Source organism: Methanocaldococcus lauensis (assembly GCF_902827225.1).
Taxonomy (GTDB): Archaea; AGJL01; Methanococci; order Methanococcales; family Methanocaldococcaceae; genus Methanocaldococcus; species Methanocaldococcus lauensis.
In genome coordinates this window covers 1,326,118-1,344,264 of record NZ_LR792632.1, presented here as the reverse complement: position 1 = coordinate 1,344,264, position 18,147 = coordinate 1,326,118, and the positions used below count along the sequence as shown (strand labels likewise).

General features: G+C 26.3%; 18 protein-coding genes. 5 read left to right on the top strand and 13 right to left on the bottom strand.

Annotated features, from left to right (window positions below):
* Nucleotides 1-8: 8 nt before the first annotated feature.
* Genes KMP69_RS07095 through KMP69_RS07085 form a run of 3 tightly spaced genes read left to right on the top strand, consistent with a single transcriptional unit; the run spans nucleotide 9 to nucleotide 3,709 of the window.
* Entirely contained in the window at nucleotides 9-896 is an 888-nt protein-coding gene (locus KMP69_RS07095; protein ID WP_214399765.1) for an MraY family glycosyltransferase, read from the top strand.
* A gap of 25 nt (nucleotides 897-921) precedes the next feature.
* Nucleotides 922-2,256: a CCA tRNA nucleotidyltransferase gene (gene cca / locus KMP69_RS07090; protein WP_214399764.1), complete on the top strand. Its 1,335-nt coding sequence runs from the start codon at nucleotides 922-924 to the stop codon at nucleotides 2,254-2,256.
* A complete protein-coding gene (locus tag KMP69_RS07085) occupies nucleotides 2,249-3,709 on the top strand; it encodes a DUF530 family protein (protein ID WP_214399763.1) in 1,461 nt (486 codons plus the stop codon). Before cca ends, KMP69_RS07085 begins: the two co-directional genes overlap by 8 nt.
* Here the strand turns inward: KMP69_RS07085 and pyrE are convergent.
* The 6 genes from pyrE to KMP69_RS07055 all read right to left on the bottom strand — a co-directional run bounded on the left by pyrE (nucleotide 3,692) and on the right by KMP69_RS07055 (nucleotide 8,024).
* On the bottom strand, nucleotides 3,692-4,222 hold the full coding sequence (pyrE, locus tag KMP69_RS07080; protein WP_214399762.1) for an orotate phosphoribosyltransferase: 531 nt from the start codon (nucleotides 4,220-4,222) through the stop codon (nucleotides 3,692-3,694). The genes KMP69_RS07085 and pyrE overlap by 18 nt on opposite strands.
* A 65-nt stretch (nucleotides 4,223-4,287) precedes the next feature.
* Complete coding sequence (gene purS / locus KMP69_RS07075; RefSeq protein ID WP_214399761.1) at nucleotides 4,288-4,536, bottom strand: phosphoribosylformylglycinamidine synthase subunit PurS; 249 nt, start codon at nucleotides 4,534-4,536, stop codon at nucleotides 4,288-4,290.
* A gap of 23 nt (nucleotides 4,537-4,559) precedes the next feature.
* Nucleotides 4,560-5,285, bottom strand: coding sequence for a phosphoribosylaminoimidazolesuccinocarboxamide synthase (gene purC / locus KMP69_RS07070; RefSeq protein ID WP_214399760.1), 726 nt, complete (start codon nucleotides 5,283-5,285; stop codon nucleotides 4,560-4,562).
* Between the two features lie 127 nt (nucleotides 5,286-5,412).
* Entirely contained in the window at nucleotides 5,413-6,468 is a 1,056-nt protein-coding gene (selD, locus tag KMP69_RS07065; protein ID WP_214399759.1) for a selenide, water dikinase SelD, read from the bottom strand.
* A 187-nt stretch (nucleotides 6,469-6,655) separates the two neighbouring features.
* Entirely contained in the window at nucleotides 6,656-7,582 is a 927-nt protein-coding gene (mmp11, locus tag KMP69_RS07060) for a methanogenesis marker protein 11 (protein WP_214399758.1), read from the bottom strand.
* Nucleotides 7,583-7,598: 16 nt separating this feature from the next.
* Nucleotides 7,599-8,024, bottom strand: coding sequence for a CBS domain-containing protein (locus KMP69_RS07055; RefSeq protein WP_214399757.1), 426 nt, complete (start codon nucleotides 8,022-8,024; stop codon nucleotides 7,599-7,601).
* A gap of 387 nt (nucleotides 8,025-8,411) precedes the next feature.
* Between KMP69_RS07055 and KMP69_RS07050 the strand changes: the two genes are divergently transcribed.
* Complete coding sequence (locus KMP69_RS07050) at nucleotides 8,412-9,302, top strand: hypothetical protein (RefSeq protein ID WP_214399756.1); 891 nt, start codon at nucleotides 8,412-8,414, stop codon at nucleotides 9,300-9,302.
* Here KMP69_RS07050 and KMP69_RS07045 read toward each other — a convergent pair whose 3' ends face one another.
* The 6 genes from KMP69_RS07045 to KMP69_RS07020 form a co-directional block, all read right to left on the bottom strand.
* Complete coding sequence (locus KMP69_RS07045) at nucleotides 9,303-10,073, bottom strand: ParA family protein (RefSeq protein ID WP_214399755.1); 771 nt, start codon at nucleotides 10,071-10,073, stop codon at nucleotides 9,303-9,305.
* Between the two features lie 14 nt (nucleotides 10,074-10,087).
* On the bottom strand, nucleotides 10,088-10,408 hold the full coding sequence (locus KMP69_RS07040; RefSeq protein WP_214399754.1) for a winged helix-turn-helix transcriptional regulator: 321 nt from the start codon (nucleotides 10,406-10,408) through the stop codon (nucleotides 10,088-10,090).
* Between the two features lie 292 nt (nucleotides 10,409-10,700).
* On the bottom strand, nucleotides 10,701-11,435 hold the full coding sequence (locus KMP69_RS07035) for a Nif3-like dinuclear metal center hexameric protein (protein WP_214399753.1): 735 nt from the start codon (nucleotides 11,433-11,435) through the stop codon (nucleotides 10,701-10,703).
* A gap of 67 nt (nucleotides 11,436-11,502) precedes the next feature.
* Nucleotides 11,503-12,603, bottom strand: coding sequence for a class I SAM-dependent methyltransferase (locus KMP69_RS07030; RefSeq protein WP_214399752.1), 1,101 nt, complete (start codon nucleotides 12,601-12,603; stop codon nucleotides 11,503-11,505).
* A 3-nt stretch (nucleotides 12,604-12,606) separates the two neighbouring features.
* Nucleotides 12,607-12,942, bottom strand: a complete 336-nt coding sequence (locus KMP69_RS07025) for a helix-turn-helix domain-containing protein (protein ID WP_214399751.1) — start codon at nucleotides 12,940-12,942, stop codon at nucleotides 12,607-12,609.
* A 41-nt stretch (nucleotides 12,943-12,983) separates the two neighbouring features.
* Nucleotides 12,984-15,548, bottom strand: coding sequence for a hypothetical protein (locus KMP69_RS07020; protein WP_214399750.1), 2,565 nt, complete (start codon nucleotides 15,546-15,548; stop codon nucleotides 12,984-12,986).
* 190 nt (nucleotides 15,549-15,738) lie between these two features.
* On the opposite strand from KMP69_RS07020, the gene flaK reads away from it, so the two are divergent.
* On the top strand, nucleotides 15,739-16,446 hold the full coding sequence (gene flaK / locus KMP69_RS07015) for a preflagellin peptidase FlaK (RefSeq protein ID WP_214399749.1): 708 nt from the start codon (nucleotides 15,739-15,741) through the stop codon (nucleotides 16,444-16,446).
* A gap of 13 nt (nucleotides 16,447-16,459) precedes the next feature.
* Here flaK and flaJ read toward each other — a convergent pair whose 3' ends face one another.
* Nucleotides 16,460-18,139 carry an archaellar assembly protein FlaJ gene (gene flaJ / locus KMP69_RS07010; RefSeq protein WP_214399748.1) on the bottom strand — a complete coding sequence of 560 codons (1,680 nt, stop codon included), beginning with the start codon at nucleotides 18,137-18,139 and terminating at the stop codon, nucleotides 16,460-16,462.
* Nucleotides 18,140-18,147: the final 8 nt, after the last annotated feature.

The window sequence follows — 18,147 nt, the reverse complement described above, 5'->3', positions numbered from 1 at the left end:
GGGATATAATGGTTGTTATTTTAATTATATTATCATTTTTATTTTCAGTTGTATTATGTTATTTCCTAATGAAAAAGATGATTAATTATAAATTTGGCTACGATTTACACAAAAGTAAAAAAGTAAAAGTTCCAGAAATGGGAGGTTTAGCCCCATTATTTTCTAATGTTTTATTTATATCATTTATAAATGCAATTTTTACTTTACCAATAATTGCCTCTGGAATAATAGGAGTGATTGATGATATAGCCAAACTCTCTCCAAAAGAAAAATTGATATTGTTGTTTATAACGGGTTTAATCATTGGAACATTATTTTACAAATATTCATATATTGATTTATTCGGAATTTTTTTAATTGCCATAGGAATTACCATATATTCAAATTTAACAAATATGCTGGCTGGATTTAATGGATTAGAAATAGGGATAGGAATAATAGTAACAATTTCAATGAGTATAATTTTATTTTTAAACAATCATATAACTGGCTCTATACTATCTTTAATCTTTGCCTCTTCATACTTTGGATTGTTAATATTTAATAAATATCCAGCAAAAATATTTCCTGGAGATGTAGGAACCTTACCAATAGGAGCATTTTTATCAGTTTTAGCAGTTTTATATAAAGAATACATCCCCTTTTTAATTATAACCTTACCCTATATCATAGATGCCTCTTTAAAATATATTAGTGCTGGAGTTATGAGTAGAGATGAGCATAAACCAACAACTCTAAAAGAGGATGGAAAACTATATTATTTAGGAGGTTATTTATCACTACCAAGATTAATTTTAAAGTTTAAACCTATGAAAGAGTATCAATTAGTTTTAATATTGTGGATTATAGGAATATTTTTTGGAATTTTGGGGATAATAACATCATTATATATTTAAATCCATAATGAAAATAGTGATTAGTATGGAAATGGAAGATAATAAATTAAAAAATATAGAAAACATTTTAAAAGAAGTTTTAAAAAATATAAAGCCATCTAAGGAAGAGATGGAAAGATTACAAAAAATGGCTAATACTATTATTAAAGAAATATGGAATATAGTTAAAGAAAATAACTATCCAGTTTTGGATGTCTTATTAGTTGGTTCTTCAGCAAGGAATACAAATTTAAAAGACGATTATGATATTGATATTTTTATACTATTTGATAAAAAAGTTTCAGAAGATGAATTGGAATCTATAGGCTTAGATATAGGAGTAAAAGTTATAGAGAAATTAAATGGTTTTTATGAAATAAACTATGCCTCTCACCCTTATGTTAAAGGTAAAGTTGATAGATATGATGTAGATATCGTCCCATGCTATAAAATAAACTTTGGAGAGAAGATAATTTCTGCTGTTGATAGAACCCCATTACATCACAAATTCTTAAAAGATAGATTAAATGAAAAATTATGCGATGAAGTTAGATTATTAAAGGCATTTTTAAAAAGTTTAGGACTATATGGCTCTGATGTTAAGACAAAAGGATTTTCTGGTTATCTATGTGAATTATTAATTTTACATTATAAATCATTTATAAATTTATTAAAGGATGTCCAAAATTGGAAATTAAAAAAAATTATAATATTAGATGATATTTTTAAACTTTATGAGAATGTTGATATAAAAAATTTAAAAAAGTTTGATAATTCCCTTGTAGTTTATGACCCAGTAGATTTAAATAGAAATGTTGCTTCACCATTAAGCAAGGAAAATTACTGTAAATTTATATTTTATTCTCAAAGATTTTTAAAAAATCCATCTATTGAGTTCTTTAAGGATTATAAAGAAAAAATAAATAAAATTTTAGAAGATAGAGAGCATGGATATAGATTGGTATTAAAAATTCCAAGAAAAGATGTTGTTGATGATATAATATATCCACAGATGGAAAAACTTCAAAAAAGTATAAATAAAATTATTGCTAAAAATGAGTTCGTAATTTTGGAAAGTAAGTGCTTTGCAGATGATAATTATTGCTATCTATATTGGGAATTTTTAGTATATAAATTACCAAAGGTTGCATTGAGGGAAGGGCCAGAAATATTTAAAAAGGAGAGAGTTGAAAAGTTTTTAAAAAAGTATGAAAAAGTATTTATTAAGAATTGTAAATTATTTGCATACACCGAGAGAAAGTATTGTCATATTATTGATTTATTTAAAGATATTGTTAATGGAAATTTACAGAACATATCAATTCCAAAGTATGTAGATCCTAAGAAGGGAGAAATTGAAGAGTTGAGCAATTATGGATAATGCCAGTAACTTAATAAAAAGTGCTAATGAATTTTTGGACTCTTTAAGTGAACTTAATAACAAATTAAAAGAAGTAGTCATTAAGATAAAAAACAAAAATATTGATGAAATTGAATTAAATAATATAATATCTACATTAGAAGAGAATTTAAAAACTTTACAGAATTTAAAATCAAAGATGGAATTTTTAGAATTTGATTATCCATATAAAAATGTTGGAAAATTAAGAGGTAGTTATGATAGTGAAGGGTTACAGGAAATAGCAAATTATAGCTCATATCTAAGAAGAATTGCCAGTGAAAAAAAAGGAATTTTAGAGAGAGTTAAACATGCATTAGTTGCACATAAAATTGCATTAGGTCATTTAAGTGAAGATATTGGTAACATTAATCTACCCCCAAGTCTACCATTAGATGGGTCCTATAAAAAAATAATGTCTGAATTTCCCCCTTATTTAATAAATACTTACAAAGAGTTTTTAGATATATTAGAGCCGAAAGGCAGGGGTATTTTAACATCTTATACAGTCTCTTTTATAGTAATTGACAAAGGTAAAAGAGAATTTAAAAGAATAAAAGTTGAAGACAAAAATTATGAGAAGTACATTAAAGAAAAATATGGAAATGTTATAATTACTTCAATTAAGAGAAATTATTCAAAAAATAAAATTATTGACGATCAATATGTAAGAAGAGTTTTGGCTATTGGATATTTAAATACATATAAAGATGAGATTGAAAAAACCATTGAGGAAAAACTTAATAGATTACTTAGCAAAGAGGATAAAAAATATCTCAAAAAATATTTAGAATTAACTTCAACATTTAAAGCGGAAGAGGATGTAAGTGGTGGAATTCTTGACATAAGATGCGTAGAGGAAAAAAAGTTAAAAGAACTTGAACTTAAAGAAATGCTTGAAAAAGAAGGATTATACAAAAATGGAGAGCCAATAGACTCATTAAAAGAAGCAATTAAACTTAAAAATGAATTATCTAAGAAAATATCTTTTGATATTTTAATAAAAAGATTTTCAGAGGATGTCTTTAAATTTTACTTATATAAAACTCCTGATGAAAGAGCAAGGAGTAATTTATTTCCATCTATTATGATAACTCCACAGAAAGGATTTTTAACTTGGATGAAAGTTGAAGGAGTTGATTGTGTAAATGTCTTAGATTTAAAATTTAAATTAGAAGAGGAATTACCAAAATATCAGATTCCTTTAAAAAATGTTGGTGGAGTTGCCTTATATTTAATTCACGATTGGGATGTTGTGGAGAGATTTAACTTTGATAAAAAGGAGATTGAAGATTTACTCAAAAAAATTGCCTTAATTGAGCCATTAAAAGAAATATTAATCAGTAAAAATGTGGATATAAAGAAATTAGAAAAGTTTGGTAAAGTCAAAAAAGAGAAAACTAAAAAGTTTTTAAGTTTATTGGGAGGCTTGTAATTCTTTTACAGTAACTAATGGGATTAGTTCAACATTCGCTTTTTGTAAATTTTCTTTAGCCCCTTCTAATCTATCTACAACAACAAAAACTTTTTTAACAACACCTCCATATTTTCTAATTTCTTTAACTGCTTTTAAAACACTGTTTCCAGTAGTTGTTACATCCTCAACTACTATAACATTATCCCCTTCTTTTAATTCTCCCTCTATTTTATTTTTAGTTCCGTAATCTTTTGGTTTTTTTCTAATAATTAATAGTGGTTTTTGCCCTAAAATAGAAACTGCCGTGGCTATTGGAACAGAGCCCAACTCAATACCAGCAACTTTCACATTTTCATCTTTAATATTTTCAGCAATAATTTCTCCTATTAACTTTAAAATCTCTGGGTTTGTTGTAGCCTTTTTTATGTCAATGTAGTAATTACTTTTTTTACCAGAGGATAAAATAAAATCTCCAAATTTTACACATCCAACATCTTTGAGTAACTTTATTAACTTTAATTTTTTATCCACGAGTATCACCTAAGTAAAAAATTAGAAATTATAAAAATAATAAATAAGATTAAAAATTTAGAATTTTATAGTTTCTTAATCTCTATTTCATAGTCGTGAATAACAGGATTCGCCAATAATTTTTTACACATTTCCTCGACTTTTTCTTTAACTTTTTCCTCATCTTCCTCATCAATTATAATGTCTATCATTTTGTATGTTTGAACTTCCTTGACATTATCATATCCTAAAAAGTTTAAAGCTCTCTTTATAGTCATTCCTTCTGGGTTTAAAACTCCTTTTTTTAATTTTATTGTAACTGTGGCTTTATACATAAAAGTTCCCTCTCATATTTTATTTATTGTAATATCTTTTCAGCAACTATTTTATACTTAGCAATAACATCTCCCAAGTCTTTTCTAAATACATCTTTATCTAAGACATCTCTTGTATTTTTATCCCACAATCTCATAGTATCAGGGCTAATTTCGTCAGCAACTACTAATTTTCCATTCTTTGTTCTTCCTATCTCTATTTTAAAATCAACTAATATTATTCCTCTCTCATCAAAGAATTTTTTTAACACATCATTAACCTTTAACGCTATTTCTCTCATCTTGTTAAGTTCCTCTCTCGTTGCTAATCCTAAGGCAACTGCAATATCATCATTTAGCATAGGGTCTCCATATTTGTCATTTTTGTAGTCAAACTGGATAATTGGGAATGGTAATTCTTTACCTTCTTCAAAAGGATATCTCCTACATAAACTTCCTGCCGCTATATTCCTAACTATAACCTCTATTGGAATTATCTCTACCTTCTTAGCCACCATATACCTTGGTTCTATATATTTAATATAATGTGTCTCCACTCCATTTTCATTTAAAATTTCAAATAACTTTGATGAAATTAAAGCGTTTAAATGCCCTTTCCCTTCTTTTACATCATGTTTAGCCCCATTCCCTGCTGTAATATCATCTCTAAATTCAATTAAAACTTTATCCTCATCTATTTCATATATTGACTTTGCCTTCCCACTGTACATTGGCTCTTTTTTTAATATTTCATTTAAGTTTATCTCCATATTTTCACCTTATATCTTTATGAAATTAAAAGAAAAAATTTTTATTTAAAGATTTTCGATGTGCCTCCCTAAGGAAGGGTTCGGCACATCGACCAAAGACATTTTTAAATAACTGCCCAGCACCGAGTTATACTTCAATAACTTTAACATCCTTTGATAAAACTGCCTTACCTTCTCCTTTCTTTAACACTCTACCAACTTCAAATGAATAACATTTATATTTTTCCAATTCATCAATTAAGTCATCTTTATATTCTTTTTTTGCTGATATTAATAAACCTCCAGCAGTTTCTGCTCCATAACCTTCCAATAATGCGTGGCCAAACATTTTACTTAATTCAGGTGTTTTTCTTATGCATGGTAAAGTAGTAATTTCAATTAAAACATTGCTATTTTTAGCCATTTCATTTGAATGTCCCAATATTCCAAATCCTGTAATGTCTGTTAATGCATTACCTATTTTATCTCCAACTCTTTCTTCTGCTTTTCTTAAAGCTAACAATCCATATCTGTTTGATGTTGTCATTATCTCTATTGCTCTATTAACAATATAATTTTTTTCCTCAGTAGTTATATTTAATAGATTTTCAAACTCTTCTGGAATTCTATTTAGAGCCATCGCTGTTTGAGTTCCCAAGGGTTTTGTTAGTATTAAAACATCTCCCTCTTTTGCTCCTCCTTTTGTTAATACTTCCTCCTCTCTACCAACACCAGTAACTGCTCCTCCAATTAAGGGCCATGGATTTAGTATTGTATGCCCTCCAACTATTGAAGTTTTATTCTCTCTACAAAAATCTTGGAAGCCCTTTAACATTTCTCTAACTATTGGTATTGGCAATTTTTCTGGAATTCCTACTATTGCCAAAACTCCTATAATATCTAAAAGTCCCATAGCATATATATCGCTTGTAGAATTGGATGCCGCTATCTTTCCCTGTATATATGGATCATCAACTATTGGCGTAAAGACATCAACTGTTTTTGCTATAACTAAACCATTTCTTTTAATTATTGATGCATCATCTCCTAAGCCAACTAAAATATTTTTATCGCTTAAATCCTCATCAGTAACTATGCCTTTTACTAAATACTCTAACTCGGTGCTGGGCAGTTTGCAAGCTCATCCGTGTAATTTAACCAATTCAGTTAATTTTATTTTATTTTTTTCATTCTTTTTATCCATAATTATCACCATTTATATAATATTCTTAATAAATAGGTAATAATCAATAACTTTAAAAAACTATAAAATACTACCAATTAGAATTTCTAATAATTATTTATAATTATTAAAATAATCATTAAGGTGGTATAATGAATTCAGATGTAAGATGTAATTAGAATTTATAAAAAATTAAAATTAATATTACTTATATTATAGTTTTCTTCATTTCAATATCTTCGCATAATTTAGGAGCTAAGTTGTGATGTTCAGCCAAACCTAACGCTGCCACAGCCCCAATAATTCCTCCTTCGCCAGTAACTGGAATTATTTTTATATTGTTTCTTAAGGCGATAGATTTTGCTTCTTCTAATGTAACCATTTTCTTTTTTGCCTTCATAGTAAATAATTTCATACTTTTTGATGGAAATAGTCCATAATATACAGCCATTGCAGTATTATCTGATAAACTTCTCTCTTTTAACAATTTTTTAACAAATTTATCAATTTTATATTTGTATTCTGGATAAACAGCAAAACTTAAAGCAATTGAAACGCAATTTTGAGTTTTGTTAGGATTTCCCGGATATAGTTGGACAATTGTATGATCTAAGTAATAACCTAACTTATGTTTCTCTACTTCTAAACCAATTTCGTGAGCCAAAACCCAAGTGGCTCCTTTCTCTTTTGTGTCTGTATCATCTATACCAATAATAACCTTCTCCATTTTTGGAGTTACCACTTCAGCCCTTCCTACTTTTGAACCGCCACCCTTCTCTAAGATATTTACTTCAATGACATTTTCAGCCCCTTTTCTTAATTCAGTCCCTACTCCTCCTCCAGCTAATCCAGCATAGACGATATGAACTTTATCATTTTCAATATAAACTTCTTCAATTCCAGCGGCAGATAATGAAGGAACTAAATTTAATTTTTCTTTACCAATTTTAGTTACAAAATGATGTTTATTTCCATTTCTCCACGCTGATAAAATTAATGGAGAAGTTCTCTTATATTGATATATAACCCACTCACTGCCATTAGGACAAGGATGTTCCTCAACTATTTCAACAAAATTTAGAGCATCATCAACCATAGCTATAACTTTTTTATAATGAATATCATGATGGTGCATAAAATCACCTAAATATTTATTTATCTCTAATAATATATCTTGATATTGCCCTAATTATGTCTCCATCTGAAATTATTCCAACTAACTTGTTATTATCATCAACAACGGGTAGTTGATTAATAATTTCTGTATTTCCAGTAATGTCCATTTTTTTAATAGCCTCTAATATACTTGCATTTTTATCTATGGTAACCACATCTTTAGTCATTACATCCTCAATTTTAGTTTCTAATGTGTATCTATCCCTTATTAAATTGTATCCAATGTCAGTTGTTGTAACGATTCCTATAACTTTATTTTCGTCATTAACTACAGGCAAGGAGCTAATTTTATATTTTAACATTTTTTCAAATGCCTCTATAACACCTTCATCTTTTTTTGCTGTTATAACATTTTTTGTCATTATATCCTTTACTTTTATATCTTTTAGGGCATCAACCATTTATAACACCTATTGAAATTTTATTGGATTAATTTTTTATATTAAAATTTATATTATATTAATTATGATCATAAATAAAATGCTCATTAATAATTTAATATGAATTTTAATAATTTAATATGAATTTTAATAATTTAATATGAATTTTAATAATTTAATATGAATTTTAATAATTTAATATGAATTTTAATAATTTAATATGAATTTTAATAATTTAATATGAATTTTAATAATTTAATATGAATTTTAATAATTTAATATGAATTTTAATAATTTAATATGAATTTTAATAATTTAATATGAATTTTAATAATTTAATATGAATTTTAATAATTTAATATGAATTTTAATATTCGGTTTAATGGATAATATGTGTTATGTGGTAATATGAACTTATTCAAATACATTAGAAAAGATAAAAAAACCTTATTATTGCTTTTTAGTGGCATAGTTACATTTATATTTATATTTATTCCATTTCTCAGATTTGAAATGGTAGGAGTTCCGCACAAAATAAATGCATATCCAAGTATTTCCGCATTATGTGGTCTTGTGTTAGGTCCTATATATGGAGCTCTTGCGATAGGAGTATCTACATTAATTTATTTCTTTATAAAACCAAAAGCGTTTTATTTTGGATTATATTCAATAATACCTCCAGTATTAGCAACAATATCAGCAGGAGCACTATCAGAAGGTAAATGGAAGTATTCTATATTAATATTCATTGTGGGGTTATTAATATTTTATTCAACAAATGTTGGTAGAGTTGCATTTTATCATCCTATTTTAACAATTTTTGCTTTACTTCTTGTTGTTATTTGTAGAGATAAAATAAGCAAATTATTATTCAACAAAGATTTTAAAAAAACCATAATTGGAGCTTTAATATTATCATTTACATCAGTTATGGTTGATCATCTTTATGGCTCTATTTTGGGAATACTGTATTTACATCTAAATGCAGAGGATTACATTATATCTATTCCCGAATATATAAAAGAAAGAATAGTTATGACAATCGTGGGAGCTATATTTGTAATTCTTGTATTAGAAATTAGTAAATGTTTCTTAAAAAATGCTACAAAATTAAAAGAAGAATTATTAAGAAAATACATTGATGAAGAAGTAAAATTAGGTCGTAAATTTAATGTAGATGAGAAATTACTAAAAAAGTATAATTTAAAAATACCCTCTGAAGAAGAGCAAAAAGAAATTTTAATGAATATTGTAGATATTATGGTATTAAAAAATAACAAAAAAACTAAAAAAGATTAATTATAACAAAGTGCTTTCTTTTATTTTTTCAAGAACCTTAGGAATGTTTCTTTTCTTTGCTTCTTTTAGTTTTTCTAATACATTAACGATTTTATTAATTTCAGAGTTGAATTTTTTATCTGAATGTTTTAAATAGACAATTTCTTTTTTTGCGTAGGATTGTTCTACTACAGAACTTTTGTGAATGATAGAGATACACTCCAAACCTAATATTTTCTTAACATCGTTAACAACTGTTTCTGGCAACTCATCAGCTTTGTTTATTATAAATCCTACTGGCTCACTTTCTAAATAATTTTTTCCAATTACTATAGTATTTATAGCCCCCTGCAAACTTGGACCAAATGCAGTATAATCCAAAATTGGAACAAAGTAGTTAGAAAACCCTAACGCTAAGTATGTCTCAATACCACTTGATGTTGTTGGGGCATCTATAAATATATAGTCGTAATCTTTTAACTCATCAAATTTTTTTAGCACATCTATGTCAAATTTTAAGTAATCAGTAAGTGACTTACCAATTGACAATAATTCAAGATTTTCAATTGATGTTTTAACTATGGCATCTTTTATTGAACCTCCACTTTCTATTACATCCAACAAAAATACCTCTGATTTTATATTTAAAAGATGAGATAAGGATTTTGATCCTATATCTCCATCAATAAGTAAGACTTTCTTATTTTTTATTGCTAATGCTGCTGCAACATTTGCTGTAATGATTGTTTTTCCTACACCACCCTTTGCAACAGAAAATGTAACTATTTTCATACATTATTCACCCATTATCTTTCTTTATCTCCAAGCATTCCAATTATAATTTTTGGGATTTTTGCTTCTTCCCACTTGGCTTCCCATTTTAAAATATTCTCAATAATTTCTAAAGATTCTTCTCCTTTTTTAGTCAGATAATATTTATTTCCGATTTTTTGTATTAAATTTTCGTTCTCTAATTCACTTAATCTTTCAGCAAGAGTTCTTGTACTAACACTACAGCCATCCCTATCCATAGCTTCCTTTATGTTAGTAAAAGAATTAACCCCCTCTTTAATTTTATATAATATTTCTATTGTTCCCTTTTTACCAAGAACTTGAAATATTGGCATAGTATCACACTTAAAGTTTATCATACTACAAAAATATGTAAAAATTATATAATATAATATAAAATTAAATGTTGAAATAATATATAAAACTTTAGTTAATAATTACTTTTTAATAAGATTTTGTAAATAGCCTATTAAACTTTGAATTTCTGAGAAATTTTTATCCCGATGTCTATTTTCAATAGGTTATTTTTTTAGATGGGTTTAGTGTATAATACCATAAAACCAGAAGGAAATTTCCTTCCGTAATATTAATTTAAATGGTAGATAGTTTTAGAACATATTAATATATTTAAAAATCTAAACTGACTATTTCTACATCTAAATTTGAAGATAAATATTCCATAAATTTCTTTAATCCATAAACTTCTGTTGAGTAGTGCGTAGCATCAACAACAACTAAACCAAGCTCTTCAGCTAAAATTTTTGAATGGTGAGTTAAATCTCCAGAAAGATATACATCTGCCTTTTCAGAAACATATTTTATAGAGGATTGAGATAAACCATATCCTGATAAAACAGCTAATTTAAAGTTATCCCCAACTTCTTTACTCTTAACAACAATAGGATTTTTATGAATATATTTTTTAGTTATATCCAAAAATTCTTCAAATGTTTCTCTAAATAGTCCAACTCTCCCAAGTCCATTATCATATAAAGGCTCAACATTCTCCAAATTATAAACTTCAGCTAAAGCATCATTCAACCCATTTTTGCAGATATCTAAGTTTGTATGGGCAGAATATAAAATTATGTCATTTTCCATTAATATTTTTAGTTTTTTGTAAATAATGCCTGTAAAATTTCTTATTGGGTCTTTTAATAATGGATGATGAGTAAATAAAAAATCTATTTTCTCTTTTTCAGCTTTTTTAATAACTGACAATGATGGGTCTAAGGCTATGCCCATTTTTTTTACTTCTTTATCTAAGTCATCCCCAACCTGCAATCCTACATTGTCTCCTTCAATAGCTAACTCCTTTGGTGCAAAGCTTTCAATAAATTCTATAATTTCCTTAGCTTTCATAATATTACCACTTTAAGTATTATCATTTATAATTTTATATAAATTTAAAATATATAATGAATCTTTATTATATCTTTTCAATGACTAAAATTCCATTACCTAATCTTTTAATTTTAAAATCAAATCCTAATAAATTAAGAACATTAGTGATATCTTCTTCTGAATAATATCTTCTAAATCTACAATTTAGTCTATTATAAAATTCAAATATCTCTTTATAAGTACAGTTTTCTTTACTGTTTTTCGGAATAAAATCTTCTGAAATAAATATTTTTCCACCCCTATGAATAGAATTCATCATATTTAATAAAAATTGTTTTAACAATGAAGCATATTTTAACGTATGTGTGCATATAACATAATCATATTTCTCTTTAGGAATTATTTTAGTAAAATCTATATTTTTAAAATCGTAACAGTCATAATATAATTTTTTTACCCTACATTCTGCAATTTGTAATAAACCTTTTGATATATCCACACCCATATAGAATCCTTTAGGATAAATAATATCTATAAAGTATTTTGGAGATCTTGAACCACACCCTACATCTAGTATATAGTCATCCACTTCAATTTTTAAATACTCATTTGCAATTTCTCTAAACAATGAATAATATGGACTGCTTAATATCATATCCCATATGTCAGGATCTTTTTTGAAATTTATAGAGATCTTTGGGTGGGTATAGCTAATTAAAGCATACCTTGATATATAAGTTATAAAGTTATATTTCATTATGTAATCACTAATAATTTTGTTAAACTTTGGCATTTTTATATTTACTTCATAATCTTCGTTTATTTTAATTTTATTGTCATCATACTTTAAAATTCCAATGTTTAATGATGTTTTTATGTAGTCAATAACAAACTGAGTATTTGGATATTTAACTAACGAAGGAATCTCATCAATTTTTGGAGAATATTTTGAGATAATTGAAAAGATTCCAAATTCTACTCCCTGCTTTATAAAGGTAGTAAGTAATTCATAACCTAAGTATTCTATGGTGCTATCTATCATTTCAATTTTCTTTTTTAGTTTAATTTCAGATGGTACTATATTATTTATAACTTCACAAATAATTTCATCTACTTTTTTTGTATCTTTATCTATGTTAAACCTTCCTTCAACAATCTCTTCGATATTCAAAGAATCAAATCTCATATACTACCACCTTAAAGTATCTATAAAATCACTATCTTGATCCATTAATATATCAACAATTTTTTTTCCATAATCTGTTAGCTTATATAATTTCATTCCCCCCACTTCAACGCATTCTACTAATCCTAATTCAATTAGGGAAAAATTACCATTATACCTTCCATTTAAACCTTTTAAACATCCAAGAACATTACTGGGGTCAGATCTTACTCTTCTTGAAATTTCTGATAAGTAAATGCCATTAGGATATATTTTATATAGTAGATATAATATTTTTTTTCTTAATTTACTTTTATTAAGTGATCTAATGATCATTGGATCGATAAATACTAAGCACATAATATTACCCCTCCCCACAAAATTAATTTTTATTTTATTAATTATCTAAAAATTCCAATAATTGTAGAAACTATTCCCTCTAAAAACTCAGAAAAGTTACTTAATATGTTTTTATGTTCTGAGGTTTTTTTAGTCCTATTTATAGCATTTTTTCTTGAAATTTCAGTAGAATTTCCTTTTGTATTTATAATATCTGATTTATTTTTAGATGTGATATTATATTGTTCTTTAAGGTTATTATGATGTCCGTTAAGTATATTTTTATTATTTGTAAGAGATACTGATTTTTGTAAAATTATTGGAACTTTTTTATTATTGTATAATGCAAAGTCATCAATTTTTATGTATAATGTTACATTGTATCTTCCAAATTTTAGAGTTTTAGTATCTATAGGTATTTTCAAACTCTTTTCAGATTTTGGATAGATTTCTTCCTGATAGGTTGGACTTTTATAATATATTTTTGAATTATTTTCAATAACTGCCCAATACTGTATTGTTAAATTTACTGGAAACTTGTCATTTCTAATTTTTGCAATCAATATACTATCATTATACGATATATTTTCAATATTCACTGGAGAAATAACTTCTGTAACTACATGTGTCCCTGTTGCTACTTTATTACCTAAGAGATCAATAGCTGAATATCTCCCAATTTCATAGTAGTTTGATATTGGAACAGGATGTATTCCATAACCTTCAGTATATGTAATATCAACATTTTCTAAGGATTTTGGAATAATATGCGCTATAGTATATCCTTCAAATCCCTCATCAAAAAATATTGGAAATGATATTTCAGTAGTAGATAATTTTTTTAAAGTAACTGTTTTGCAATTACTTTTTGCTTTAATAGTTCCATTTTCATCAATAACTTCTACCCAAACATCGCACACAATATCTTTATTTAATTTATTTCTAAGTTCAACTACACATGTGTTGTTAAAGCCTGCAATAGGTTTATTTATGTAAATTCCTCCATTTTTGTTTATTGTATTTATTTTTCCCAATAGTAAAGTGTTATTATAATATACTCTAATTATATCTATTGGTAGCACTGCACAAAAGTGTGCCAAAGATGTGGAATCCTTAGCTCCCCCATCAACAGAAACAGTAATCTTTAAATCCCCATTAATTTCCCTATAAAATATTATTGGAACATTTATTTTTTTAGTTGTATGAGGATATATGCTAAAGTTTATTGTTTTAGTATAATTTGCTACACCTTTAGGAAAATTATCATCTATAGTAATTTTACCATATAATGTTTTATTATAGATATTTTTTAGTATTATTGTCATATTGTATTTTTTTCCTACTAAAACGTCTCCTCCAATATTTGTATCAGTATTTATATTGTCATCTTTAGGTAAAATAACGTTTTCAATAATTACAGGAGCTACAGGTATTGGATTTATATTAACAGAATAATTTTTCTCAAAAATAAGTTTATCAGCATCTATAGGATATATCTTTACTTCTATATTTTTTGTCCCTTTAGTGGTATATATTGGAATATATAGAATATTATCTTTGGTTTTATTAAGCTTTATATTTTTTACAATTATATTACCATAATTTATGAACAATCTTGCTAAAATATCTTTGTTATATTTGTTTTCTACAGTAATTTTTAAAATAGATAAAATTGGATCTCCTTCAACATAATACCTTGGAATTACATCATTATTTTTTTGTTGTAAATATTTATCTGATAATATTTTGTATATTTCATCATCTAAAATACCTGCAGAATCGTAAAACTCTTTAACGATATTTGAAGTATTTTCATCAATCTTTCTGTAAAGTTCTACATTTTTTATAATAATTGGCAAATTAAAGTATTTTACATTAGTTTTATATTCATAAAATATTACATTATTACTCCTTTTTTCAGATAGTTCTTCAATTCCATCTATAGTATGTGTAACATTCATAATTTCTACATTAGTTTCAATAGTAAATTTATCTTTATTAAGAACTATTTTAGGTACTTTAAAGGAAATTTTTACTTCTTTTCTATATGGGATATATACAGTTTTAGTGTCATTTATTCCATCGTAAAGTATTTTATTTCCATCTTTTAAATTTATCCAGACTTTGGCAATGTAATCACTTTGAGCAATAGGATTGCTTTTTAAAATTACATTAAACCAATTACTATAACAAACTTCAGAATTATCTTCTTTATAAGAATCCTCGCAAGTTACATTCTTAACATCTACTGGAAAATAAGATTTAACTCTGACTGTCGTAGAAGAGATAGTTTTTCCATTTTCAATTAACTTTATATTGACATTGTGTTCTTTATCATCATATACAGGAACTCTGACTTCTACGATTTTTTCTATATGACTATTAGGTGGTAAAGTAATCAATCCAGATTTCCATATATGTCCATTACAATCTGCTTCGACGATTACATTATGGGCATAATCATCTCTATTTACGATTCCTAAATATATAACCTGTTCACTAATGTCTATATGAATTATAGGAGAATTTGGAGTATCGTAGAGAGACCATATTTTATAAACTTTAACATCTGCAAATATTGTAGGTAATATTAATAGTAACAAAAATATTAATATAATCTTTTTCATACTAATCCCCTAAGATTTTAATTATAATTAAAGTAATTTATTACAATTTTGTTATATAATCTTTATTAATGTAAATTATATAAATTAGTTATCCTAAATTAATTTCTACAATTATCGAAATTATAATACTACAAATAAAAATTATATTATAACAATAATTCAATAAATAAAAATTTATTAGAGGGGTATAATGCTAAATTATATTGTAGGAGTTGTTGGATTGTTAATCGCCTCAATTCAGGATATAAAAAGTAGAGAAATTAGTGATTATATCTGGATAATAATGGCTATTTTTGGGTTCTTATATAGTATTTATTTAACAATAATAGCACATAATCTACTGTTTATTTGTCAATCAGCTATTGGATTTTTAGTTTGTTTCTTTTTAGGTTATTTTATGTTCTTATTAGGAGCAGGAGGAGGTGATGGAAAATTGTTTATGGGTATTGGGGCGTTAATACCTAAGTATTCTATGCCAATATATTCTTCATTAGGTTTACTTTTAAATTACAATCCTTATATTCCTTCATTTCCAATAATGGTATTTATTAATGCGTTATTTTTATCTATAATTATCCCAATTGTTATATTTATAAAAAATATAATTAGAGGTTATAAACCAAGAACAAAAAAAGAAATTATATGTATGTTTATTGGAGAAAAAATGAAGGTTTCTGATGCTATAAAAAAAGAAAGGATAGTTCTGGGTAATCAAGAAAATTTAAAATTATTACCAAGCGTAGAAGAGAGTTATGATATTTCAAAATATGATAAAAATGAGGAAGTTTGGGTAACTCCATCTATTCCATTTGTTGTACCTATTTTTTTATCATATCTACTAACACCAATAATAGGAGATAAAATTATAGAAATTTTTCTTTCTATTTTAAATTTATAAAAATTATTTATTTTTAGTAAATCGGAACGGAAGCTCCTAATACCTGTGAAACTAACAGTTTTGTTACATATGCAACTATAGCACATATCCATAGAATAATAACGAAGTGTAACAATGCTGCATACTTATGACCACCATCTAATATTTTGATCAAAATTCCTGAAATTGCAGAATAAACTATAAGTGTCCCAAATATTATATATTCAAGGAGCCCTGAACTTTGGATAGGTATTACATGTAAAATTTGGACGACCGTTTCTGGTATGCTTAATGAAGAGTATATTTCATTAATCATCTTAGCTACACCTAATGAGGCAAATAATGCTAAAGCTAAACCACCACCAAGACCATAAATTATTCCAATAAATTGTTGAACTGTTTGATACTTAGATTTTCTCAACTGAACAATCTTTCTAAAATTGTTACTTATTATATTGGCTGCTATTTTTGGATCTCCTCCAAAGTATATACACCTTGAAAATATATCTGAAAATAGTTGTATTAAGTAGCTACAAGATTCATAGCCAAAAAATCTCCAAGATTTATTAGAGTCTATATTTAAAGCTAATCTTTTATATAGTCTTTTAATGTTTTCTGTAAGAGGTCCAAAATCGTGATTTGATAAATACTCTAAGGATTCTACCATTCCTCCTCCTTTAGCACTTACTGAATCTCCTAAAGACCTTAAAAAATCTGGAAATACAAATTCCTTTCTTTTAACTTTGTTTTCTTCTTTTGATGTAATAATTCCTACTATGGCTAATGGTGTAAATCCTAAAGCTATTAATATCATATAGGGTATTCTACAAAATGGTGATAACCCAATTATAAATTTAGTCCATATTAAAAATGATAACAAAATTATAGTGAGAATTATAGATATAATTAACCATTTTTTAAGCTTTTTATCAGTATCTGTAGGTTTTTCTCCAGTATGCCACAATCTGTCAAATATTATGCTGTTTTTTATGATAATAAGAATAAGTAACTCAATTCCAAAAAATGTAAATAAGGAAATAGTAGCCATAAAAACAAAATCATAAGGTAGCAAGAATGGAACTAATATGGAGAAAGCTAAAAAAAACGCTACAGATGTCATTGCACTAACATAGAGTTCTTTATACATATCAAGAGAATATAACCATCTTTTATAGAATGCTGCATAATCATCCATAACTATATCTTGCTCCTTTATTAAAAATTCTTTAAGCTCTTCACCACTATCTAAAGCATACGCTAATCTATCTAAGAAATCTGCAAATTCACTACTTGGAGTTCTCTGAGATAAAAATCTACAAGCTTCTGCTAATGATCTTCCCCACTTGTCAGTTAATACATACAGTTTATTAGATTCTTTTGCTAATTCTCCAAGTTCTTCTGTCTCTTCTGAAAGTATTTTTAATAGATCTTTTCTATTCAAGTCTGTTATAGATAAAGTACCAAATTTTGTTATGAAAATATGTAATCTTTCATTTATTTTATTTTTTTGAGAATCTAAAACAATGTAAGGATATATAATTGCACTTGAAAGTATTATAATTGGCAAAAGTAAATATAAATATAAGATAAAGCCTTTAAAAAATACAATTCCAATTATAGTTAAAACTATGGAAATAATGATAGCGGGCAGTAAAATTTTTAATAAATAATCTTTGGGCTTAAGCCCAATTCTTGGTAATAAATCGAATACCACAATAACCA